This window comes from Dactylosporangium sp. NPDC049742, assembly GCF_040674675.1.
In the GTDB taxonomy this organism is placed as follows: domain Bacteria; phylum Actinomycetota; class Actinomycetes; order Mycobacteriales; family Micromonosporaceae; genus Dactylosporangium; species Dactylosporangium maewongense.
Genome location: NZ_JBFANF010000062.1, coordinates 22,664 through 44,410, shown reverse-complemented (window position 1 = coordinate 44,410; position 21,747 = coordinate 22,664). Strand labels below are relative to the sequence as shown.

Here is a 21,747-nt window from a genome sequence, read left to right as displayed (position 1 = left end):
GCCGGGCGACCTTTCCAGGAGACGCGGCCGCGGGTGGCGGTCACGGTTGCCATGTCGGGCGGCCCTTCCAGGAGACGCGGCCGCGGCGGCGGTAGGAGCGCAGGACCAGCCACGCGAACAGCAGCACGGACACGGGATGGGCGAGGGCGTCGGGCCAGGCGCGGCCGCCGGTCGTCCGGGCGCTGACGACCCGCCCGGCGACGCCGAGGAGGTAGCCGGCGAGCCCCTGCCAGCAGCCGGCGAGGACGGTGAGGGGCAGCAGGACGTACAGGCCGAGCAGCAGCGACACGACGGCCGTGGCACCGGCGGGGGAGCCGAACGACGCCCACAGCGACTTGCTGTAGCCGTCGACGACCTCGCGCCACGAGGTGTACATGCGGCACGTGGCCAGGTCGGAGCCGTCGGCGAGCGCGATCCGGCCGCCGGTGCGCTTCACCGCGCGGGCCAGCTCGATGTCTTCGAGGACCTTGTCGCGGACCGCGGCGTGCCCGCCGGCGCGGTCGTACGCGGCCCGGGTGACCAGCAGGAACTGCCCGCCGGCCGCGGCGAGCGACGGGCGGGGGGAGCGTTCCATCGCGCGCAGCGGCAGGAACGTCAGCCACGACCACTGCAGCAGTGGCTGGACGAGCCGTTCGCCCGGACTGCCCGCGATGATGCGTGGGTACGGGCTGAGCAGCCCCACCTCAGCGTCGCCGAGCAGCGTGGCGGCCGCTTCGACGGCGCCGGGGGCCAGGATCACGTCGGCGTCGAGGAACACCAGCAGGTCGGCGTCGCCGGCGAGCCCGGCCGCGTCGGCGAGCTGCTGGCACGCGTGCGGCTTGCCGAGCCAACCGGCCGGCAGCGGCCTGCCCGCCAGGAGCGTGACGCGGTCGCCGCAGACGGACCGGACGAGGTCGGCGGTGCCGTCGGTGGAGCCGTCGTCGAGGACCAGGATCCTGGGCGCGCCGCGCAGCGCCAGCAACGCCCGCAGACACGGCTCGACCCGCGCCGCCTCGTCCCGCAGCGGCAGCAGTACCGCGACCCGGCCCGCACCCGAAGCACCCGCACCCGAAGCACCCGCACCCGAAGCGTCCGCACCTGAAGCGCCGGCCACAGAAGCAGCGTTACCAGCACCGGCGCCCGGCGCATGACGAGAGTCCGCACGGGGAGAGCGCAGCAGGCGCGCGTTGACCACGGTGTGCGCGGTCAGCGCGAACACGAGCAGCACCAGCAGGGTCAGGACCGCGCCCGCCACAGCGTCACCGCCAACGGGACTGCGACCAGCCCCATCCCCAGAGCGCCCCACGCCGCCGACGCGGGCATGCCGAGGAACGCCGCGTGCGCGAGAACACTCGAGGCGTACGTCCATAGGTACAGCGCATACATCGGCCGGTCGTCGGCGCCGGGCGCGTCGGGTAACCAGAGCGTGAGCGCCGCTGCCAGTACCGACGCGACCACCAGCCAACCGAGATAGTTGGTGAGCGGGATGCCGGGGACGCCGGGCAGCGCGGCGCCGGGGGAGGACCAGCGCCAGTGGCCCTCGGCGACCATCTGCGGGTCGAGGAAGAGGTCCCAGGTCGCCAGGCCCAGCCCCGCGATCCCGGCCCGCGCCCATCGCCGCCGGGTGAGGCGGGCCGCGGCGACCCACGCCGGCCACGCCATCCACGTCCAGGCGAGGGGGATCGTCAGCGGCACGCCCAGCAGCCTGGGCCCGAGCGAGCCGGTGTAGTCGTAGTCGCCGAAGGGGTAGCCGGTGGACCGGCCGGCCGCCTCGACCGCGAACCCACCGCCGGTGGTGACGAGGACGAGGACGGCGGCGGCGCGCGGGCCGCGGGACAGCCAGGCGTGGCCGACGGACAGCAGGTAGCCGGCGACGACGGTGGCGACGGTGAGCGCGGCCCGGGTGCCGCCGTGCACGAGCGGGTATGCGATCTCGGTGAGGACGAGCGCCGCGAGCAGCGCCCAGAGCGCTCTCACAGCGGCAGTTGCCGGCCGAGGACGGCGAACGGGCGGTCGTCGCCCGGGAAGTTGAAGTGGCGGAGGACGTCGACGAACCCGAACCGCCGGTAGAGCCGCCACGCGCGGGACGTCGCCTCCGGCGCCTCGGGGGTGGACAGCAGCACCGTCTGCTGCGGCGCCTGGGTGAGCAGGTCGTGCAGCTGCCGGGCGCCGATGCCGTGCCCCTGCGCGTGCGGCCGGACGTGCAGCTCGACGAGCTCGAAGCAGTTGCCGAGCCAGAACTTGCGGTGCTCCCGGCGCAGCGCGTTGCGCACCTGGTCGTGCCACCACTGGCCGGACGTGCCGCGGTAGCCGTAGCCGAAGCCGAGGAGGTTGTCGTCGTCGTCGAGGGTCGCGACGGCCTGGAACGACTCGCGCCTGGTGTGGCCGGCCACATACCCGCGGCGGGTCTGCAGGAGCTGCACCGAGTAGCCCATCGCCTCCCCGTAGACGGCGATGACGTCGTCGAGTCGCGCGAGGAGGTCCTCCCCGCGCCACCGCACGAGCCTCACGGGCGGTCCCTCCAACCGATCACCTCGCGGTCGCCGGTGACGTCCAGCACACGGAACCGGGCGAACAACTCCTCCGCATACCAGCCTTCGCGGGCCGTGCGGTCCACGACGGCGGCGTGCTCGGGCTGACGGTACGCGAAACGCACGACATCCGCCGCACTGCGCCACAGGCTGATCGTGCCCTGGAATCCTACGGGTGCCTCCCCGACGCCGAACGCGCAGATCATGCCGTCGGCGCCGGGCAGCGCGCGGGACACAGGGTCGATCGCCTTCCAGAACGCGGGCGCCTTGCGGGGCCGTAACCTGGCCCGTGTCAGCACCGCGATCATGCCGTCCTTCGCGTGTACGGGTGGCGCCGCGTCACCGCCGTCGTCGAACGGTGCCCGCCCCGCCCACGTGCCGCGGCTCGCGATCGGCTCCAGCGTGACGGCGCAGCTCGCGGTGGCGCCACGCATCGGCGGCGCCACCGAGGGGTCGCCGACGACGATCGCCGCCCAGCGGGTCAGGTCCGCCTTGCCCGCACCGAAGTCGCTGCCCTTCCCGGTGCCGAGCAGCTTCACGAACTCCGCCCGCCGCCGCAGCGCCCGCCGGTCGGCGGCCATCCCCCAGAAGGCGAGCGGCACCGCCCGCTTCCGCACCCGCCACACGTGCAACCGGACGGTCACGCGACCTCGGCGGGGGTGCCGGCGGTGATGCGGACGAGTTCCTCGTACGTGATGGGGAACACCGCCTGGGGGATGCCGCCGGCGGCCCAGATCTCGCCGAACCGCGCCAGGTCGACGTCGACGAGGGTGCGCACGGGCTTCGGGTGCCCCAGCGGCGACACGCCGCCGATGACCTGGCCGGTGTGCTCGCGGACGAACTCGGCGGTGGCGCGCTTGACCTTGCCGGTGCCGAGCAGCGCGGCGACCTTCGCGGTGTCGACGCGGTGCGCGCCGGACGTGAGGACCAGTAACGGGTCGCCGCCGGCTTCGAAGATCAACGAGTTGGCGATCTGGGCGACCTCGACCCCCACGGCGGCCGCGGCCGCGGCGGCGGTGTGGACCGGCTCGGTGAGCACCCTGACCTGGCACGGGTCGCCGGCGGCATTGCGGGCGCCGGCGGCGTCGAGAGCGTCCTGGATGGCCTGCACGTTGGGATGAGCCTGCATGCGACCGACTCTAGTTCGGGGCACCGACAGTTTCGGGGCGGCGCTGCTCCACCTTCGTCTGGACGCGGGCGGTCTCGGCGAGCGCGACCCCGGCGAGGATCAGGACGCCGCCGCAGATCTGCGCCGCGTTCAGGTGCTCGTGCAGGACCAGCCAGGCCACGATGGTGGCGATCACCGGCTCCGACATGCCGATGATGCCGACGCTCGTCGGCGGCAGATGCCGCATGGCGCCGGCGAGCAGCAGGTACGGCGCGATCGACCCGCCGACGACGATGTAGATCAGCAGCAGCCACACGGGCACGCCGTGGGTGGTGACCGTGGTGCGGGCGAAGTCGAAGTCCCACCATGGCCGGACCACCGAGCCGGCGAGCGCCGACACCGCGAACGCGTACGCGGTCAGCGACAGCGTGTCCCTGCTGGCGACGCCGCGCGCGCTGAGCAGGTAGTAGACGGCGAGCATGACGGCGGCGGCGAGCGCGGCGGCGACCCCGACCGCGTCGAGGCGCAGCTCGCCCCAGATCTCCGCGACGCAGGCGAGCCCGCCGAGGCTGGCGGCGAGCCCCACCCACAGCCGGGGGCGGACCCGGTGCCCCTGGACGAAGCGGGCCCACAGCGCCACCAGTACCGGTGCGGTGTATTCGAAGAGCAGGCTGATGCCGACCGGAAGGCGCCCGATCCCGACGAAATAGAGCATGGGGACGAAGAAGAAGCCGGCCAGCCCGTACGCGACGAGGATCGGCACCTCCCGTCCGGTGATCCGCAGCCGGGACGGCCGGAACGCCAGCGCGAGCGCGAACAGCCCCAGCGCCGCGCCGCCGGCCCGCAGCGTCGTGAGCTGCGGCGCGTCGATGCCGGTGCCGGCGGCGAGCTTGGCGACGGTGCCGTTGACGGCGAACAGGAAGCTGCCGGCGAGGACCATCGCGACGCCGGTGGCGGGCCTTGGCTGGTGGGTCACCCGCAGAAGATACAGGTCAGGTGCGGGTGGGGATGACGCCCCTTACGGTGTGGCGATCCAGGCGGTCCGCCGTGCCTGCACGGTGAGGTCCGGCCGCGTCGGTACGACGTCCGCCAGCGCCTCCAGCGCGGTCAGGTCCTCGGGGCTCAGCTTCCCTTCGAGCCCTTGACGGAGGCGGCGCAGGGACGTCTGCGCGTAGCGGCCGGTGGCCTCCGGCAGCGGCGGCTCCAGGTCGATCTCGAAGCGGCGCTGCGCCTGGACGGTGAACCCGGCGGCCTGCAGCAGCGGGCCCCAGTCGGCGCCGAGGTGCGGCATGTCGCCGGCGCGCATCGCGGTGACGGCCTCGTGGCAGCGGGTCTCGAGCTCGTCGCCGGGCAGGAACCGGGGGAACGAGTCCATCTCGAACGCCACGAGGTGGCCGCCGGGGCGGATCGCGCCGCGGATGCGGGCCAGGCTGGCGACGGGGTCGGCCAGGTGGTGCAGCGAGTTGGCCGCCCACACCAGGTCGGCAGCCGCGGCCTTTGTACCGTCCGCGCCCGCACTGTCTGCACCGTCGAGGTCGGCCTCCACGGTGCGGATCCGGTCGGCGAGCCCCGCGGCGTGGGCCTTGTGCCGCAGGTACTGCAGCATCTGCGGCGACACGTCGACGGCGGTGACCGTCGCGCCGGGGAAGCGGCGGGCCAGCGCGAGGGTGCCGGCGCCGGTCCCGGCCCCCAGGTCGAGCACGGTCGCGACGTCGCCGGTCTGCTCGTGGACCCAGGCCATGACCTCGGTGAGGTGCTCGTGCAGCACCTCGGCGTCGAGGTCGAGGATGTCGGCGAGGTCCTGGTGGTCGTGCTGATGGGCGTGGTTGTGGCCGTGGCTCTGGCCAGGTGCCTGGTCGTGGGCGTGGCCGGGTGCCTGGTTGTGGGCGTGGCCGGGTGCGTGGCTGTGGGTGTGGTTCTGGGGCATGGCTCGACCATAGCCGCGCTTTGCCGTCGCGGCATACAATCTTGCGTATGACGCAAGACGGTGAGCTCGACGGCCTCGTTCGCAAGCGGATCCGCGGGCTGCGGGTGGCCAAGGGCTGGTCGCTCGACGATCTCGCCTCGCGCTGCTACCTGAGCCCCTCCACGCTGAGCCGGATCGAGACGGGTCACCGGCGGATCGCCCTGGACCAGCTCGCCCCGATCGCCCGCGCGCTCGGGACCACGCTGGACCAGCTCGTGGAGTCCGTCGACGACGAGGACGTGGTGATCCGCCCCCGGCGCGACGAGGCGCACGGCGTGACCACCTGGATGATGACCCGGGAGCCGGGGCCGCACGGCGTCTCCGTGGCCAAGATGCGCATCACCCGGCCGGTGCCGGAGGAGCTGCGGGTGCATCCGGGCAAGGACTGGTTCACCGTGCTGTCGGGGACCGTCGTGCTGCGGCTGGGGGAGCGGACCATCCTGGTCGAGCCGGGTCAGGCGGCCGCGTTCTCCACCATGACGCCGCACGCGTTCGGCGCCCACGACGGGCCGGCGGAGATCCTCTGCGTCTTCGACCACGACGGCCAGCGCAGTCACCTGCACGAGTGATCGTACGAACGGATGTTCGAAAAATCTGCCCGCGTCGTGGCGACTTTCCCGGCCCCCGGGTGTAGTCTTATCTCAGTCGAACGAGTGTTCGAACTGCTTCGGGAAGACGATTCGCGGCGTTCTTCCCGAGCGCGGTCCGCGACACCGCGGAGGCCGGATTTTCGCGGGTCTGGCCTCAGGTGGGGTCGCTGCTCGCCGCCCACGACCCCCGGGCGGCGGGCAGCGGCCCAGCCGGCCCGCCGGCCGGGGGTGGTGTGGGGAAGCTCCACGCCCGGCCGGCGGGGTCGCGCCGTTCGACCGTCACATCCGCACGACCCGCGCGTCACCGCTACTCCCCCAGCGGCGGCCCGCACGCACCACGGGGACCCAGAGCGGGGCCCACCGACGCACCACCGAGGGAGAGACCATGCCGGCGAACCGTTCGACCCAGCCGTCCAACGTCAGTCGATTCCCGACCGCTCCGGCCACCGCTCCGGTCACCGGCGCGGCTGGTGGTGCGTCCCGGCAGCAGCTTCCGGTTCCCGCGCACGCGCTTCCCCACCGCACGCCGCGGGAGCTGTTGACCCTCGCCCGCCGAGGCATCGAAGAGGCGGCGGAGATCCGCACCGACGGCATGCGCTATGCCACCGCCCACCTCGCCGCGCTCCGCGCCGCCGCCGCCGTCCTCGCCGCCAGGGCCGTGCCCGCCGCGCCGGGCCGCCGCAGCAAGGTGACGAGCGTGTGGTCGCTGCTGGTGCTCGTCGCGCCCGAGCTGAGCGACTGGGCGGCCTATTTCGCCGCCGGCGCCAGCAAGCGCTCCGCCGCGGAGGCGGGCATCCCGCGGGTGGTCACCGCCCGGGAGGCCGACGACCTCATGCGCTCCGCGGAGCAGTTCATCGCCGTGGTCGAGGTCGGCCTCGGCTTCTCGTATCAGCCCAGGCTCGAGGGCCTCGCCAGCTGACCCGCGGCCGTGCCAGGACAGCACCGCCGGACCAGGCAGCCACCGCTCGGCCCGCCGTCCAGCCTGCCCGCCGGCCCATCGCCCGGCCCACCGCTCGGCCTGTCCGGCCGGTCCGGTCCGGTCGGATCGGCGGGACCAGCCGGACCATCCGGACCGCCGGGACCAGTCGCTCCGCCGAGACCGATCAGCCCGCCGAGGCCGGCCGACCCGCTTCGACCGCCGGAACCGCCTGGATCACCCGGGCCGCTTGGACCCGCCGATCCGCTTCGACCTGCCAATCCGCCCGGACCTGCCGATCCGCTTCGACCGCCTGGACCACCGGACTGCCTGGATCACCGGACTGTCTGGACCACCGGATCGCCTGGATCACTTGGGCTGACCGGGTTGCTCAGGGTCGGCGGGAGTGAAGAGGCAGACCGGGCCGGCCTGATCGGCCGGGGCGGTTGGGCTGTCCGGTAGGTGGGGTTTCGGTGGGTGATCGCCCGCCTTCGTCGTTTCCTTTGCAACTGGCCACGGATGGCCTCGGTACGCCCACGCCCAGCCGGTTCCGAAGTGGAGGCGGCTCGGTCCGGCGTCGAAGAACCCGGTGAAGCCTTGAAACACGACTGCTTTGAGCTGCGGCGTTCAGTCCACGGGCCGCAGGTCTCGACGCTCGGCGTTCATGCCGGCACGGTCCACTGCGCCGCCGTGTCGCGCGGTCGTGCCCGGTCGCGGCCGGTTGCCGGTCGGGGATGGCCTGTCCCGGGTTCGAGGCGTGGGTCACGTTCGGGCTGGGGCCGTGCCGTGGTCACGGGGGCGGGTTCGGGGCTGCGTGCTCGCGTGGTCGAGGGTTGCCGGGGTGTGCGTCCGGTCGGGCCGCGCCGCCGGTCGGGACGGCGAGGGGGTTCGGATGCCGGACCGGGTGGGACGACGCTCCGGACGATGAACGTTGCGGGGCCGGCTTGATCGAAGGAGGAGTCTGGCTGCCGGCATCGCCGGATCTGGCCTTCGATCATGGCGCGAGCGGTGGACCGGGCGTCGGTGGACGAGGTGAGCGGGCCGCCTGTCCGGGTCGTGCCGGTCGCTGTGCCGGGTCGGTGCTGAGCGGAGGCGTGGAGCGGCGCTTCGTGATGTTCCGAGGCGTGGCGGTCGAGCTGAGCGTGTATCGCGCGACATCCGTGGCGTGGCGGGTGCGCTGACCTGGGACAGCGGGTCGCGGGACCGGCTCGGGTCAGGGGCTGGCAGGGCAGTGGGGACAGCGTCGTGTCAGGGGCACCGGAGCGGTGGGCCGGGCGCGGCGGGGGAGAACGGTACGACAGTGGGGGAGCAGGTGCCGTGGCTGGCACGTCGGCATCGGCGGCCGCCGGGTCCTATGACGCACGCGTCGCTGGCGACGTCGTGAACGGGGCTGCGGGCGCGAGCGACGCTGCCCTCCGGCGGGGGCTGCAGTCCGTCCCGGCCCTCGACGCCGACGCCGCGGTCGAGGCAGCTCCGGAGGCCCAGGGCGTCCGCGAGGTCCGGGGTGGCGGGTCGGCCGGGCAGCTGCGGGTGGTCGGGGAGCGGCGCGGCGACGGAGAGGAAGCCGGGCGGAAGCTGGCCGGGCTGATCAGGGCGGGCGTGGTGCGTCCGGCCAGCGAGCACGCCGCCGGGAACGGGCGGGGGCCGGTCGGGGCGGGGGTGGCGCGGCCCGCCGGTGAGCACGCCAGCGGGAGCGGGCGGGAGCTGGTCGAAGCGGCCGGCGTCGACGCCGCGGTTGAGACAGCTCCGGAGGCGCAGGGTGCCCAGGGCGTCCGCGAGGTCCGGGGTGGCGGGTCGGCCGGGCAGCTGCGGGTGGTCGGGGAGCGGCGCGGCGACGGAGAGACGGCCGGGGCGGGGGTGGCGCGGCCCGTCAGTGAGCAGGCCACCGGGAGCGGGCGGGGGGCGGCCGGTGAGCGTGCTGCCGGGGGTGGGCGGGGGCTGGCCGGGCTGGTCGGGGCGGGGGTGGTGCGTCCGGCCAGTGAGCACGCGGCGGGGGCGGGGGTCGGGGGCGGGAAGGTGCTGCCGGTGCTGGCCGGGCTGCGGGCGTTGCTGCCGGGCGGGGGGCTGCGGCGGGGGGCGACGATCGCGGTGCAGACGTCGTCGGTGCTGCTGGCGTTGCTGGCGGCGGCGAGCCGGGCCGGGTCGTGGTGTGCGGTGGTGGGGATGCCGTCGCTGAATCCGGTGGCGGCGGCGGAGATGGGGGTGGTGCTGGAGCGGCTGGCGCTGGTGCCGGACCCGGGGGCCGAGTGGGCGAGCATCGTCGCCGCGTTGCTGGACGGGGTGGACATCGTGGTGGCGGCGGTGCCGGGGGCGGTCGCGCCGGCGGTGGCGGGGCGGCTGGCGGCGCGGGCCAGGCAGCGGGGCAGCGTGCTCATGCCGGCCGGGGTGTGGGCCGGCGCGGACGTGACGGTGGCGCCGGTCCAGCAGACCTGGGGCGGGCTCGGCGAAGGGCGGGGGCGGCTGCGCTGCCGGGAGCTGACGATCCAGGCCCGCGGCCGGGGAGCGGCGAGCGCCGCGCGTGAGGTGACGCTGTGGCTGCCGGCGCTGGAAGGGCCGCTGCCGCCCGTCCGCGACGCGAAGATGCCGCGCACCGCCCCCGCCGCCGGCCTGCGAAGGGTCGGCTGACATGGCGGCGGCGGAGCAGGCGGCGCGGACGATGGTGATCTGGTGTCCCGACTGGCCGGTGGTGGCGGCGGAGATCGTGGACGGGTATCCGGCGGAGCAGCCGGTGGCGGTGCTGCACGCGAACCGGGTCCTGGCCACGTCGCCGGCGGCGCGGGAGGAAGGGGTACGGCGGGGGCTGCGGAAACGGGAGGCGCAGGGGCGGTGCCCGCACCTGATCGTGCTGGAGCACGACCCGGGGCGGGACATGCGGGCGTTCGAGCCGGTGCTCGCGGCGGTCGAGGAGGTCGCGCCGGGGGTGGAGACGCTGCGGCCGGGGGCGTGCGCGCTCGCGGCCAGGGGGCCCGCGCGGTTCTACGGAGGTGAGGCCCAGGCGGCCGAGCGGCTCGTGGAGCAGATCGCGCAGCGGTGCGACGTGGAGGCGCAGGTCGGGGTCGCCGAGGGGACGTTCGCGGCGGGGCTGGCCGCGCGGGCCGGGGTGCTCGTGCCGCCGGGGGAGACGCCGGGGTTCCTCGCGGACCTGAGCATCAGCGCGCTCGGCCGGCCGCAGCTGGCCGACCTGCTGCGGCGGCTCGGGATCCACACGCTCAAGGAGTTCGCGGCGCTGCCGGGGCCGGACGTGCTGGCGCGGTTCGGGTTCGACGCGGCGCTCGCGCACCGGCTCGCCGGCGGGCGGGACGAGCGGCCGCTCGCGCCCCGGCAGCCGCCGCCGGACCTGGACGTGACGGAGACGTTCGACGAACCGGTCGAGCGGGTCGACGCCGCCGCGTTCGCGGCCCGGGGCCTCGCCGAGCGGCTGCACGAAGGGCTCCAGCGGCACGGGCTCGCCTGCACGCGGCTCGGGATCGAGGCGGTCACCGTCACGGGACAGGAGCTGCTGCGGACGTGGCGGCACGACGGGCTGCTGAGCGTCAACGCGATCGCCGACCGGGTCCGCTGGCAGCTCGACGGCTGGCTCAAGAGCAGGCACACCCCGACCGGGGGGATCGCGCGGCTGCGGCTCGTCCCCGAAGGGGTGCTGGAGCACCTCGGGCTCCAGCCGGGGCTGTGGGGCGAGGCCGGCGACGAACGCGACCGCGCCCACCGGGCCCTCACCCGCGTCCAGGGGCTCCTCGGCCCCGACGCGGTCCTCACCGCGGTCCTCGACGGCGGGCGCGCCGACAGCAGCCGGATCCGGCTCGTGGCGTTCGGCGACGAACGGGTCGCGCGGGGCACCGACGCGCCGTGGCCGGGGCGGCTGCCGTCACCGTCGCCGGCGACCGTGTACCGGGAGCCGCCGCCCGCCGCCGTCACCGACAAGGACGGGCAGCCGGTGCGGGTCAGCGGCCGCCTGGAGCTCAGCGGCGCCCCGGCGCACATCCAGATGGGCGGGGAACCGCAGCAGGTGATCGCGTGGGCCGGGCCGTGGCCGGTCGACGAACGCTGGTGGGACGACGAGGGAGCCAGCCGCCGCGTCCGGTTCCAGCTCCGGCTCGCCGACGAGCGGGCGGTCCTGGCCGTCCTCGAGGACGGCGCCTGGCACGTGGAAGGACTCTACGACTGATGGGATTCAGCAACCCCGACATCCCCTGGCGGGAGTTCGAACGGAGACTGACGGGCAGGAAGGGCGAGTACCACCCCGACGTCCTCGCCGCCGACGACGGCGACGGCGGGGACTCGCCGGCGTGGACCCGCAAACGCGAGGCGTACACGGCGCCCCCGCTGGAACGGCCCACCGACGCGGTCCCGTACGCCGAGCTGCACTGCCACACCAACTTCAGCTTCCTCGACGGGGCCAGCCACCCCGAGGAGCTCGCCGAGACCGCGGCCCGGCTCGGCCTGGAAGCCGTCGCGATCACCGACCACGACGGCTTCTACGGCGTCGTCCGGTTCGCGGAGGCGGCCAGGGAGCTCGACATCCGGACCGTGTTCGGCGCGGAGCTGTCGCTGGGGCTGCCCGGCCCGCAGAACGGCGAACCCGACCCGCTCGGCCGGCACCTGCTCGTCCTGGCGCGCGGCCCGCAGGGGTACGCGCGGCTCGCCCGCACCATCAGCGAGGCCCACTTCCGCGGCGGCGAGAAGGGCCGGCCGGTCTACGACCTGGAGGAGACCGCGGCGGCCCTCCGCGACCACGCGCTGGTCCTCACCGGCTGCCGGAAAGGCCACGTCCCGGCGGCGCTCCTGGAGCACGGCCCGGAGCAAGCGGCGCGGGAACTGGACCGGCTGGTAGCGCTGTTCGGCACCGGATCGGTGGCGGTGGAGCTGACGTCGCACGGCGGACCGGACGACGACGAACGCAACGACGCCCTCGCCGACCTCGCCGCCGCGCGGAACCTGCCGACGGTCGCGACGAACAACGTCCACTACGCGACCCCGGGCCGCCGCCGGCTGGCGACCGCGCTCGCCGCCGTCCGCGCCCGGCGCAGCCTCGACGACATCGACGGCTGGCTGCCCGCCGCCGGCACCGCCCACCTGCGCGGCGGCGCGGAGATGGCGGCCCGGTTCGCGGCCTGGCCCGGCGCCGTCGCCAGGGCCGCCGCGTACGGGCGGGAGCTCGCGTTCGACCTGCAGCTCGTCGCGCCCCGGCTGCCGGACTACCCGGTGCCGCGGCCCGGCATGTCGGAGATGGACTGGCTGCGGCACCTGACGATGACGAAAGCCGCCGACCGCTACCACGGCAACGCGAAAGCGCACGCGCAGCTGGAGCACGAGCTGGCCCTGATCGAAGAGCTGAACTTCCCCGGCTATTTCCTCGTCGTGTACGACATCGTCACGTTCTGCAAGGAGAACAACATCTACTGCCAGGGCCGCGGATCCGCGGCGAACTCGGCGGTCTGTTTCGCGCTCGGCATCACCAACGTCGACGCCGTCAAATGGGGGCTGCTGTTCGAACGGTTCCTGTCCCCGGAACGCGACGGGCCACCCGACATCGACATCGACATCGAGTCCGATCAGCGCGAGAAAGTCATTCAGCACGTGTACGAGAAGTACGGCCGGCACTACACCGCCCAGGTCGCGAACGTCATCTCGTACCGGCCGAAATCCGCGGTCCGGGACATGGCGAAAGCGTTCGGGCACTCGCCGGGGCAGCAGGACGCGTGGAGCCGGCAGGTCGAACGGTGGGGCGACGTGAGCACCGCCGACGTCGACGACATCCCGCCGCCGGTCCTCGACTACGCCAACGAGCTGCAGACCTTCCCGCGGCACCTCGGCATCCACTCCGGCGGCATGGTCATCTGCGACCGGCCCGTCATCGAGGTGTGCCCCGTCGAACACGCGAGGATGGAGGGCCGCACCGTCCTGCAATGGGACAAGGACGACTGCGCGGCCGCCGGGCTCGTCAAGTTCGACCTGCTCGGCCTCGGCATGCTGTCGGCGCTGCGCTACGCGTTCGAGATGATCGGCGGCGAGCTCGACATCTCCCTCATGCCGCTGGACGACCCCGAGGTCTACGACATGCTGTGCCGGGCCGACTCCGTCGGGGTGTTCCAGGTGGAGAGCCGCGCGCAGATGGCGACCCTGCCACGGCTCAAACCCCGCGAGTTCTACGACCTGGTCGTCGAGGTCGCGCTGATCCGTCCCGGCCCGATCCAGGGCGGCTCGGTCCACCCGTACATCCGCCGCAAGAACAAACAGGAGCAGGTCACCTATCCGCATCCGCTGCTGGAACCGTCGCTGCGCAAGACCCTCGGCGTGCCGCTCTTCCAGGAACAGCTGATGCAGATGGCGATCGACGTCGCCGGGTTCACCCCCGCGGAATCCGACGAGCTGCGCCGCGCCATGGGGTCGAAACGGTCGATGGAACGCATGCGTCGCATCCGTCAGCGCCTGTACGAAGGAATGGCCCGCAACGGGATCGCCGGCCCGCTCGCCGACGAGCTGTTCGACAAGCTGTCGGCGTTCGCGAACTACGGTTTCCCGGAAAGCCACGCGATGAGCTTCGCCTATCTCGTGTACGCGAGCGCCTGGCTGAAGCGCTACCACCCCGCGGCGTTCTGTGCGGCGCTGCTCAACGCGCAGCCGATGGGGTTCTACTCGCCGCAGTCGCTCGTCGACGACGCCCGCCGGCACGGCGTCACCGTCCGCCGCCCCGACGTCAACCTCAGCGACGCCCACGCCACCCTGGAGGCGCCCCTGCCGTCGGAGGACCTCGTGGCCGGGCCCGCCGGCTGGGGGCGGGGCGGGCCGGTCATGCGGCTCGGGCTGTCCGCGGTCCGGTCCCTCGGCACCGCCGTCGCCGAACGGATCGAGGCGGAACGCGCCGGCGGCGGGCCGTTCACGTCGATGAGCGACCTCGCCCGGCGGGCCGGGCTCACCACCCCGCACCTGGAGGCCCTCGCCACCGCGGACGCGTTCGCCGGGCTCGGCCTCAGCCGGCGGGAGGCGCTGTGGGCGGCGGGCGCGGCCGCGCGGGAGACGGAAGGGCGGCTGCCCGGCACGACCGGCGGTCTCGAGGCGCCGATGCTGCCCGGGATGGACGCCGTGGAGCGCATGATCGCCGACGTGTGGGCGACCGGCCTGGCGCCGGACGCGCACCCGGCGCAGTTCGCGCGCGACTACCTCGACCGGATCGGCGCGCACTCCGTGGAGCGGCTGCACACCGTCGAGCACGGGCGCAGGGTCTCCGTCGGCGGGATCGTCACGCACCGTCAGCGCCCCGCGACCGCGGCCGGGGTCACGTTCATCAACCTGGAGGACGAGACCGGGATGCTCAACGTCACCTGCACACCGGGGCTCTGGCAGCGGTACCGGAGAGTCGCCCGGACCGCGAACGCCATGGTCGTCCGCGGCGTCCTCGAGAAGGTCGAGGGCGTGCTCAACCTGCGGGCCGACCACCTGGCGGCGCTGAGCCTGCCGATCCGGTCGGCGTCCCGCGACTTCCGGTGACGTTCATGCGGCTGGTTTGCCCGCTTTCGTCCGCAGCAGCCACCACAGGCCGACGATCGGCAGGACGAGGGGGACGTAGCCGTACCCCTGGCCGTAGTCGGACCAGACGGTGGCGTCCGGGAACGCCGCGCCGTCCACCACGCTGAGCGTGCCGACGGCGAGGACGCCGAGCAGCTCGAACGCGCAGGCGGCGAGCGCGACCCGGCGGGCGCCGCGGGCCAGGGCGACGGTCGCGACGATGTAGACGGCCGCGGCGAGCGCCGACAGCGTGTACGCGAGGGGCGCGTCGCCGAACTTCGTCGCGATCTGCACGCTGGCGCGGGCGGACGCGGCGAGCGCGAACACGCCGTAGATCGCGACGAGGACCCGGCCGGGGCCCTTGTGGATGGTGTCCTCAGCCATTCCAGATCTGTCCGAGTCGCAGGATGAGCACCGGCACGATGACGGCGGCGCTGCCGATGAGCAGGGAACCCCAGCGGGTCGGCTCCATCCTGGCGAGGACGGCGCCGGCGGGCGGCAGGAGCACCGCCGTCAGCATGTACCCGACGAGGGTGACGACCTCGCCGCCCTCCTCGGGGCCGTGCCCGCGGGCGAGCCCGATGCCGAGCGCGACGACCTGCGCCAGCACGAGCAGCCCGACGACGCCCAGCCCCTGGAACAGCGGGCGGGTCGGCTCGCGGTGCCGGAAGAACTCGGCGAACGCCCAGGCGGCGAGGGCGAGCGACAGCACGTACACGGCGACTGCCAGAGGCCCGATCACGGCCGACAGCGTAATCCGGCGGCCCCGGAGCGCCCGCCCCGGGCTGGGACTGTCGCCTACCTGGCACTGTGCTGGGCGGTGGCACGTTTCGGGGATTCAATGCTTTCCGAGAACGCCTAACGTCTTGGGTGACAGCAAGGCAACACGGACATCAGTGAGCTGGGGGATGACATGAGCGAGTGGGACAGCGGCGACAACGGCGACCACGGCTACGACGGCGGCACCGACTACGGTCACGTGGAGGCCGGTGCGGACCACGAGTCGCTGGACCAGTTGCACCAGGTGCACGCGGCTGACAACAACTACGACTCGAACTTCGGCGTGTACGAGCAGGACTCCGCGTCGGCCGAGTCGACGTCGTTCGACCAGGGTCACCACGTGTCGTTCACGGACCCGTCGGGTGCGCAGTACGAGGAGTCGGACTTCACCTCGTACGACCACAACGAGGCCAACGCGGACCACGTGTTCGCCGCGGAGGGTTCGGAGCACTCGTCGGCGTCGGAGTACGACCAGCTCGACGCCCTGCAGGCCCGCCTCGACAGCACGTTCGCCTCGGGCACCGAGCTGCACACCGACGGCGGCAGCGCCGCGCTCGGTGTCGCCTCCAACTGAGTTCCACCGCGAAAGGCCGGCCCTCCCGGGCCGGCCTTTCGCCGTTTCGGTGACCCGTTCAGTGGCCCAGGACGGGGTGCGGCGCGTACGGCGCCTCGAGGCGCTCGATCTCCTTCTCGTCCAGGGTCAGCCCGGTCGCGGCGATCGCGTCCTCCAGGTGCGACAGCTTCGTCGCGCCCACGATCGGCGCCGTGACGACCGGCCTGGACAGCAGCCACGCGAGCGCCACCTGCGCCGGGGCGACCCCGCGCTCGCCGGCCACCTCCGCGTTGACGTCCACGACGGCGAAGTCGTCGTCGGTGTACATGGAGCTGAACGCGTCGCTCGCCGCCCTCGTCGTGCGCCGCTCGTCGCCGCGCCCGCGGTTGCCGGCCAGCATGCCCCTGGCCAGGGGGCTCCACGGGATGACGCCGATGCCCTGGTCGGCGCAGAGCGGCAGCATCTCCCGCTCCTCCTCGCGGTAGACGAGGTTGTAGTGGTTCTGCATCGACACGAACTCCGTCCAGCCGTTGGCCCGGGCCGTGTGCTGCATCTTCGCGAACTGCCACGCGTACATGCTGGAAGCGCCGATGTACCGGGCCTTCCCCGACCGCACGACGTCGTGCAGCGCCGCCATGGTCTCCTCGACCGGGGTCTCCGGGTCGAAGCGGTGGATCTGGTACAGGTCGACGTGGTCGACGCCGAGCCGCCGCAGCGAGTTGTCGATGCCGGCGAGGATGTGCTTGCGCGACAGCCCGGAGTCGTTGGGCCGGTCGCTCATCACGCTGTACACCTTGGTGGCCAGCACGTAGTCGTCGCGGCGCGGGAAGTACTTCGCCAGCAGCCGCCCCGTCACGGTCTCGCTGGCGCCGAGGGAGTAGACGTCGGCGGTGTCGAAGAACGTGATCCCGGCCTCGACGGCACGCCGCACGAACGGGTCCGCGGCCTCCTCGTCGAGCACCCAGTCACGCCACGCGGGATCGCCGTAGCTCATCATGCCGAGACAGATCTCGGAGACCTTCAGCCCGGTCCGGCCAAGTCGCACCTGCTTCATGTCTGAAAAACTATCGCGGTGCTAGGACGACTTCATCTCATCACCGATACCCGGCCCGGCCGCGACGTCCTCGGCGTCGTCGGGCACGCGCTCGCCGCCGGCTTCACCGTCGTCCAGGTCCGCCCCGAGGACGGCGTCACCGACCGTGAGGCGTACGAGCTGACCCTGCGCGTCGTCGCCCTCTGCCGCGCCGCGGGCGCCGTCTGCCTCGTCAACGACCGCCTGCACATCGCCCTCGCCGCCGGTGCCGACGGCGCCCACGTCGGCGCCGACGACCTGCCCGTGTCCGCCGCCCGCCGCGTCCTGGGCCCGCACGCGATCCTCGGCGCGACCGCCCGCAACCCCGTCTCGGCCCGCCAGGCGGTCGCCGACGGCGCCTCCTACCTCGGCGTGGGCCCCGCGTACTCGACCACCACGAAGACCGGCCTCCCCGCCGCCATCGGCCCTTCCGGCGTGCGCGCCGTCGTCGAGGCCGTCGACGTCCCGGTCATCGCCATCGGCGGCGTCACCCCGTCCCGCGCCGCGACCTTGTTCGCGGCGGGCGCCCATGCCGTCGCCGTGGTCGGCGCGATGAGCACCGCCCCCGACCCGGCCGCGGCGGCCGCCGCCTTCGCCGCGGCCCTCGCCGCCGCCCCTCCGTCAACCGCCTCCCTCCCGGCACCGCCTTCCCCGGCCGCTGCGTCTGCAGTCGGTGTTCCTGCCGGCGATCCCCCCGCTCCCGGCTCCTCCTCGGCGGGCGATGCTTCCTCGGTCGGCCGCTCCTCTTCTGCCGCTGACCCTTCCGCCGTTTCTCCGTCCACTGCTGCTCCGTCCACTGCCGACTCCGTGTGCGCACCCCCCGCAGCCGGGTCGGCGACCGGGTCTGCCGTCTCCATGTCCGGACCGGCCGCGACCAGTTCAGCGGGCGATAGCGCGACTGCTCCCGCAGCTGATTCCATGACCACTTCGACCGTCATCCCTGCACCGGACAAAAGCGAAATGCCGGATAAATCCGGGCGCTTGCGTCTGGATTCATCCGGGGAAGGCGGCGGGTCCCGCCCGTTCGAAGGTGACGGCCTCCGTCCGTCTGGGGAAGGCGGTCGGTCGCGCTCGCTGGGCGCCGGCCACGCCGATGGGCATGCGGCGTCGGGGCAGGGTCCGGCTGGAGGGGTGGCGTGAAGGTCGGGATCGTCGGGGGAGGGATCGTCGGGCTCAGCGTCGCGTGGGAGCTGGCGCGGCGGGGGGAGCAGGTCACCGTGTACGACCGGGACCCGCGGCGGGGGGCGGGCCGGGTCGCGGCGGGGATGCTGGCGCCGGCGGCCGAGGCGAGCTTCGGGGAGGAGGCGCTGCAGGGCCTGATGCTCGAGTCGATGCGGCGGTGGCCCGGGTTCGCGGCGGAGCTGAGCGCGGCGACCGGGATGCCGCTGGGGTACCGGACGGAGGGGACGCTGCTCGTCGCGCTCACCGACGACGACCTCACCGAGGTGCGGCGGCTCGTCGACTACTACCTGCGGGCGGGGCTGCCGGTCGAGCCGCTGCGGGGGCGGGAGCTGCGGGAGCTGGAGCCGATGCTCAGCCCGCGGGTGCGCGGCGGGGCGAAGGCGGCCGGCGACCATCAGGTCGACCCGCGGCTGCTGCTCGCCGCGCTGCGGTCGGAGCGGCTGCCGGTGACGTGGGTGGAGCGGGACGTCGAGGACCTGTCCAGCCTGCGGGACGATGTGATCATCGTCGCGAACGGGATCGGGATCGGGCGGTTGACCGGGCTGCCGGTGCGGCCGGTGAAGGGACAGCTGCTCCGGTTGCGGGGGGCCGAGCCGCTGCTCACGCACGTCGTGCGGGGCGTCGCGCTGGGGCGGCACGTGTACCTGGTGCCGCGCGCCGACGGGGAGCTGGTCGTCGGGGCGACGGAGGAGGAGCGCGGCGCCGACACGACGGTGACCGCCGGTGGGGTGCTCGACCTGCTGCGACCGGCCGCGGACCTGCTGCCGGGGGTCGCCGAGCTGGCGCTCGCGGAGACCCTCGCCGGCCTGCGCCCCGGGACCCCGGACAACGCCCCGATCCTCGGCCGGCTCGAAGGGCACCCGCCCGGCAACGTGTACGTCGCGGGCGGGCACTACCGGCACGGCGTGCTCCTCGCGCCGGTCACCGCGCACGCCGTCGCCGACCTGGTCACCAAGGGATCGACGGACGTGGACATCAGCGCGTACGGGGTGGGCCGCTTTACCTGAGGACCGCGGCGGGGTTATGGTCAGCTCGTACCCCACGGGAGTCCGGTATGACCGGGCTGAGAGGGGGGCTGTCAGCCCCCGACCGTCGAACCTGATCCGGATCATGCCGGCGCAGGGAGTCAGGAGTGAGCCGTATGCAGCTCGTGGTCAACGCGGTCGCCGCCGATGTGGACGACACCGCGACCGTCGCCGACGTCGTCCGTGGCCTCGCCGGGGTCGCCGACCCGCGGGGCGTCGCCGTCGCGTTGAACGGGTCCGTCGTGCCGAGGGCCGACTGGGCCGGGACCAGGCCGGTCGACGGCGACACCATCGACGTCCTCACGGCGGTCCAAGGTGGCTGACCTCGGCAACGGCACCGGTGGTGCCAACGGCGCGAAGCTCAGCATCGCCGGGGAGGACCTGCCGTCGCGGCTCATCCTCGGCACCGGCGGGGCGACCAGCCACGCCGCGCTCGAGGCCGCGATCCGGGCCAGCGGCACCGGGCTCGTCACGGTCGCGCTGCGCAGGCTCGACCCGGGCGCGCCGTCGCTGCTCGACGTCGTCGAACGGTGCGGCGTCCGGGTGCTGCCCAACACCGCCGGCTGCTACACGGCGACCGAGGCGGTGAAGCTCGCCCACCTGGCCAGGGAGGCGTTCGGCACGGCGTGGGTCAAGCTGGAGGTCATCGGCGACGAGGAGACGCTGCTGCCCGACGCGGTCGAGCTGGTCACCGCCGCGGAGCGGCTCGTCGAGGACGGGTTCACGGTCCTGCCGTACACCACCGACGACCCGGTCCTCGCCCAGCGCCTCGCCGACGCCGGATGCGCCGCGGTCATGCCGCTCGGCGCGCCCATCGGCTCCGGCCTCGGCATCCGCAACCCGCACAACATCGCGCTCATCCGGCAGAAGGTGGCCGTGCCGGTCATCCTCGACGCCGGGATCGGCACCGCCTCCGACGCGGCCCTCGCCATGGAGCTCGGCTGCGACGGGGTGCTGCTCGCGACCGCGGTCACCCGCGCCGAGCACCCCGCGCGCATGGCGGAGGCGATGCGGCTCGCGGTCGAGGCGGGCCGGCTCGCGCACACCGCCGGGAGGATCCCGCGCCGCCTGTACGCGACCGCCTCGAGCCCGATGGGGGGACTGCCATGGTGACGAGGCTGGTGCTGTTCACCGACCGCCGGCAGGCGCACCGGCCGCTCGACGAGGTGGTCAACCGGGCGATCGACGGCGGCGCGCGGCTGGTCGTCCTCGGCGAGCAGGACCTGCCCGAGGGGGCCCGCGCCGACCTCGCCGACCGGCTCCGCGGCATGCTCGACGGCGTCAAGGGCCGGCTCGTGCTGGCGGAGGACACGGCCGCGTACCGCAAGTGCCACGACCAGGCGGAGCTCTTCGCCGCGGCCGAGGCGGAGGTGGGGTTCGCGACCCTGTCGCCGATCTTCCCGACCCGGTCCAAACCCGGCTACGGCCCCCCGCTGGGGCTGGCCGCGCTCGCCAGGATGGCGCTGGTCGTCCCGCTGCCGGTGTACGCCCTGGGCGGCGTCGACTCGCCGGCCAGGGTCCGGGACTGCCTCGACGAGGGAGCCGCGGGCGTCGCCGTCATGGGCGCCGTCATGCGCGCCGACGACCCCGCGAGGTTCGTCAAGGAGCTGATGACCGCGTGACCGGCCCGGAGCGCAGCGGAGGTGACGGCGTGAACCCGGCCGTCGCCTTGACCATCGCCGGGTCCGACTCCGGTGGGGGTGCGGGGATCCAGGCGGACCTGAAGACGTTCGCCGCGCACCGGGTCTTCGGCACCAGCGTGATCACCGCACTCACCGCGCAGAACACGGTCGGCGTGCGGGGGATCTCCGCCGTCGACCCCGGGTTCGTCGGGGCGCAGCTCGACGCGGTCCTCGCCGACCTGCCCGTCGCCGCCGTCAAGACCGGCATGCTCGCCACACCCGAGACCGTCGCCCTCGTCGCGTCGTACGCGCCGCGGCTGCCCGGCCTCGTCGTCGACCCGGTGCTCGTCGCGTCGTCCGGGGACCGGCTCTTCACCCGGGACGCCGAACGCGCGTACCTCGACCTGCTCTTCCCGCACGCCGCCGTCGTCACGCCCAACCTGCGGGAGGCGTCGGTGCTGCTCGGCCGGGACGTCACCGACGTCGACGACGCGATCAAGGCCGCCCAGGACCTCGCCGCGACCGGACCGAAGTGTGTCGTGGTGAAGGGCGGCCACCTGCGCGGCAGCCGCGACGCCGTCGACGTCGTCTGCGTCGGCGGCACCGTCGAGCTGCTGTCGCTGCCGTGGGTCGACACCGCGAACAACCACGGCACCGGGTGCACGTTCGCGGCGGCGACCGCGGCCCGGCTCGCGCTCGGGGAGCCTCTCGCCGAGGCGCTCGCCGGGGCGAAGCAGTACGTGCAGTCGGCCTTGAGCGCCTCGTCCGGCTGGCGGCTCGGCGCCGGGCACGGTCCGCTCGCGTGGGGTCCCTTCTCCGGCCCGCTTCCGTAACCCACCAGGTCCGGCCCGCGGATCTTCTGGTCCGGCCCGCTCGCTCAGTACATCTGCCGAAAACGCGAACAGGTGCGCCTCATG

At 74.0% G+C, this 21,747-nt stretch carries 21 protein-coding genes, 2 pseudogenes and 1 riboswitch; of the genes and pseudogenes, 12 read left to right on the top strand and 11 right to left on the bottom strand.

Going from position 1 to position 21,747, the window contains the following annotated elements; translation table 11 throughout:
- Positions 1-40 precede the first annotated feature (40 nt).
- From AB0J72_RS46265 to AB0J72_RS46235, 7 genes are read right to left on the bottom strand one after another with little or no spacing between them, the layout of a single operon-like run.
- Positions 41-1,234, bottom strand: a complete 1,194-nt coding sequence (locus AB0J72_RS46265; protein WP_363411949.1) for a glycosyltransferase — start codon at positions 1,232-1,234, stop codon at positions 41-43.
- The gene (locus tag AB0J72_RS46260; protein WP_363411947.1) at positions 1,216-1,956 is read right to left on the bottom strand and encodes a carotenoid biosynthesis protein; all 741 of its coding nucleotides are present in this window, start codon (positions 1,954-1,956) and stop codon (positions 1,216-1,218) included. Before AB0J72_RS46260 ends, AB0J72_RS46265 begins: the two co-directional genes overlap by 19 nt.
- Positions 1,953-2,489 (bottom strand): GNAT family N-acetyltransferase, encoded by a 537-nt coding sequence (locus AB0J72_RS46255; protein ID WP_363411945.1) that lies wholly within the window; start codon positions 2,487-2,489, stop codon positions 1,953-1,955. The genes AB0J72_RS46260 and AB0J72_RS46255 overlap by 4 nt, the downstream gene beginning before the upstream one ends.
- On the bottom strand, positions 2,486-3,154 hold the full coding sequence (locus AB0J72_RS46250; RefSeq protein ID WP_363411943.1) for a monooxygenase: 669 nt from the start codon (positions 3,152-3,154) through the stop codon (positions 2,486-2,488). Before AB0J72_RS46250 ends, AB0J72_RS46255 begins: the two co-directional genes overlap by 4 nt.
- A complete protein-coding gene (locus tag AB0J72_RS46245) occupies positions 3,151-3,639 on the bottom strand; it encodes a YbaK/EbsC family protein (RefSeq protein ID WP_363411941.1) in 489 nt (162 codons plus the stop codon). Before AB0J72_RS46245 ends, AB0J72_RS46250 begins: the two co-directional genes overlap by 4 nt.
- A 10-nt stretch (positions 3,640-3,649) precedes the next feature.
- Positions 3,650-4,594, bottom strand: a complete 945-nt coding sequence (locus tag AB0J72_RS46240) for an EamA family transporter (protein ID WP_363411939.1) — start codon at positions 4,592-4,594, stop codon at positions 3,650-3,652.
- Positions 4,595-4,636: 42 nt separating this feature from the next.
- Positions 4,637-5,545: a class I SAM-dependent methyltransferase gene (locus tag AB0J72_RS46235; RefSeq protein WP_363411937.1), complete on the bottom strand. Its 909-nt coding sequence runs from the start codon at positions 5,543-5,545 to the stop codon at positions 4,637-4,639.
- A 47-nt stretch (positions 5,546-5,592) separates the two neighbouring features.
- On the opposite strand from AB0J72_RS46235, the gene AB0J72_RS46230 reads away from it, so the two are divergent.
- Positions 5,593-6,153 (top strand): XRE family transcriptional regulator, encoded by a 561-nt coding sequence (locus tag AB0J72_RS46230; protein ID WP_344506327.1) that lies wholly within the window; start codon positions 5,593-5,595, stop codon positions 6,151-6,153.
- Between the two features lie 175 nt (positions 6,154-6,328).
- Here the strand turns inward: AB0J72_RS46230 and AB0J72_RS46225 are convergent, their stop codons facing one another.
- On the bottom strand, positions 6,329-6,457 hold the full coding sequence (locus tag AB0J72_RS46225; RefSeq protein WP_363411935.1) for a hypothetical protein: 129 nt from the start codon (positions 6,455-6,457) through the stop codon (positions 6,329-6,331).
- A gap of 102 nt (positions 6,458-6,559) precedes the next feature.
- On the opposite strand from AB0J72_RS46225, the gene AB0J72_RS46220 reads away from it, so the two are divergent.
- The 4 genes and pseudogenes from AB0J72_RS46220 to AB0J72_RS46205 all read left to right on the top strand — a co-directional run bounded on the left by AB0J72_RS46220 (position 6,560) and on the right by AB0J72_RS46205 (position 14,578).
- Positions 6,560-7,093, top strand: a complete 534-nt coding sequence (locus tag AB0J72_RS46220; RefSeq protein WP_363411933.1) for an SAV_6107 family HEPN domain-containing protein — start codon at positions 6,560-6,562, stop codon at positions 7,091-7,093.
- 1,959 nt (positions 7,094-9,052) lie between these two features.
- Positions 9,053-9,631, top strand: a pseudogene (locus AB0J72_RS46215) (hypothetical protein); the annotation flags it as partial.
- A gap of 85 nt (positions 9,632-9,716) precedes the next feature.
- Positions 9,717-11,255: a DNA polymerase Y family protein gene (locus AB0J72_RS46210; RefSeq protein ID WP_363411931.1), complete on the top strand. Its 1,539-nt coding sequence runs from the start codon at positions 9,717-9,719 to the stop codon at positions 11,253-11,255.
- Complete coding sequence (locus tag AB0J72_RS46205; protein WP_363411926.1) at positions 11,255-14,578, top strand: error-prone DNA polymerase; 3,324 nt, start codon at positions 11,255-11,257, stop codon at positions 14,576-14,578. Before AB0J72_RS46210 ends, AB0J72_RS46205 begins: the two co-directional genes overlap by 1 nt.
- Positions 14,579-14,581: 3 nt before the next feature.
- Here AB0J72_RS46205 and AB0J72_RS46200 read toward each other — a convergent pair whose 3' ends face one another.
- Together AB0J72_RS46200 and AB0J72_RS46195 are read right to left on the bottom strand one after the other, a co-directional pair.
- A complete protein-coding gene (locus AB0J72_RS46200) occupies positions 14,582-14,980 on the bottom strand; it encodes a hypothetical protein (RefSeq protein ID WP_363411924.1) in 399 nt (132 codons plus the stop codon).
- Positions 14,973-15,338 carry a hypothetical protein gene (locus AB0J72_RS46195; protein WP_363411922.1) on the bottom strand — a complete coding sequence of 122 codons (366 nt, stop codon included), beginning with the start codon at positions 15,336-15,338 and terminating at the stop codon, positions 14,973-14,975. The genes AB0J72_RS46200 and AB0J72_RS46195 overlap by 8 nt, the downstream gene beginning before the upstream one ends.
- A gap of 171 nt (positions 15,339-15,509) precedes the next feature.
- Between AB0J72_RS46195 and AB0J72_RS46190 the strand changes: the two genes are divergently transcribed.
- Entirely contained in the window at positions 15,510-15,950 is a 441-nt protein-coding gene (locus AB0J72_RS46190) for a hypothetical protein (RefSeq protein WP_363411920.1), read from the top strand.
- Positions 15,951-16,008: 58 nt separating this feature from the next.
- Here the strand turns inward: AB0J72_RS46190 and AB0J72_RS46185 are convergent, their stop codons facing one another.
- Positions 16,009-16,983, bottom strand: a complete 975-nt coding sequence (locus AB0J72_RS46185) for an aldo/keto reductase (protein ID WP_363411919.1) — start codon at positions 16,981-16,983, stop codon at positions 16,009-16,011.
- Between the two features lie 12 nt (positions 16,984-16,995).
- On the opposite strand from AB0J72_RS46185, the pseudogene thiE reads away from it, so the two are divergent.
- The 6 genes and pseudogenes from thiE to thiD all read left to right on the top strand — a co-directional run.
- A pseudogene (gene thiE / locus AB0J72_RS46180) lies at positions 16,996-17,592 on the top strand (thiamine phosphate synthase); the annotation flags it as partial.
- A 545-nt stretch (positions 17,593-18,137) separates the two neighbouring features.
- Positions 18,138-19,190 (top strand): glycine oxidase ThiO, encoded by a 1,053-nt coding sequence (gene thiO / locus AB0J72_RS46175; RefSeq protein ID WP_363411917.1) that lies wholly within the window; start codon positions 18,138-18,140, stop codon positions 19,188-19,190.
- A 25-nt stretch (positions 19,191-19,215) separates the two neighbouring features.
- Positions 19,216-19,326, top strand: a riboswitch (TPP riboswitch).
- Positions 19,325-19,531 carry a sulfur carrier protein ThiS gene (thiS, locus tag AB0J72_RS46170; RefSeq protein WP_344504029.1) on the top strand — a complete coding sequence of 69 codons (207 nt, stop codon included), beginning with the start codon at positions 19,325-19,327 and terminating at the stop codon, positions 19,529-19,531. Its footprint overlaps the riboswitch before it by 2 nt.
- A gap of 43 nt (positions 19,532-19,574) precedes the next feature.
- Positions 19,575-20,321 (top strand): thiazole synthase, encoded by a 747-nt coding sequence (locus AB0J72_RS46165; RefSeq protein ID WP_363412006.1) that lies wholly within the window; start codon positions 19,575-19,577, stop codon positions 20,319-20,321.
- Positions 20,315-20,830: a thiamine phosphate synthase gene (locus AB0J72_RS46160; RefSeq protein WP_363411915.1), complete on the top strand. Its 516-nt coding sequence runs from the start codon at positions 20,315-20,317 to the stop codon at positions 20,828-20,830. The genes AB0J72_RS46165 and AB0J72_RS46160 overlap by 7 nt, the downstream gene beginning before the upstream one ends.
- Positions 20,827-21,663: a bifunctional hydroxymethylpyrimidine kinase/phosphomethylpyrimidine kinase gene (thiD, locus tag AB0J72_RS46155; protein ID WP_363411913.1), complete on the top strand. Its 837-nt coding sequence runs from the start codon at positions 20,827-20,829 to the stop codon at positions 21,661-21,663. Before AB0J72_RS46160 ends, thiD begins: the two co-directional genes overlap by 4 nt.
- Positions 21,664-21,747 lie beyond the last annotated feature (84 nt).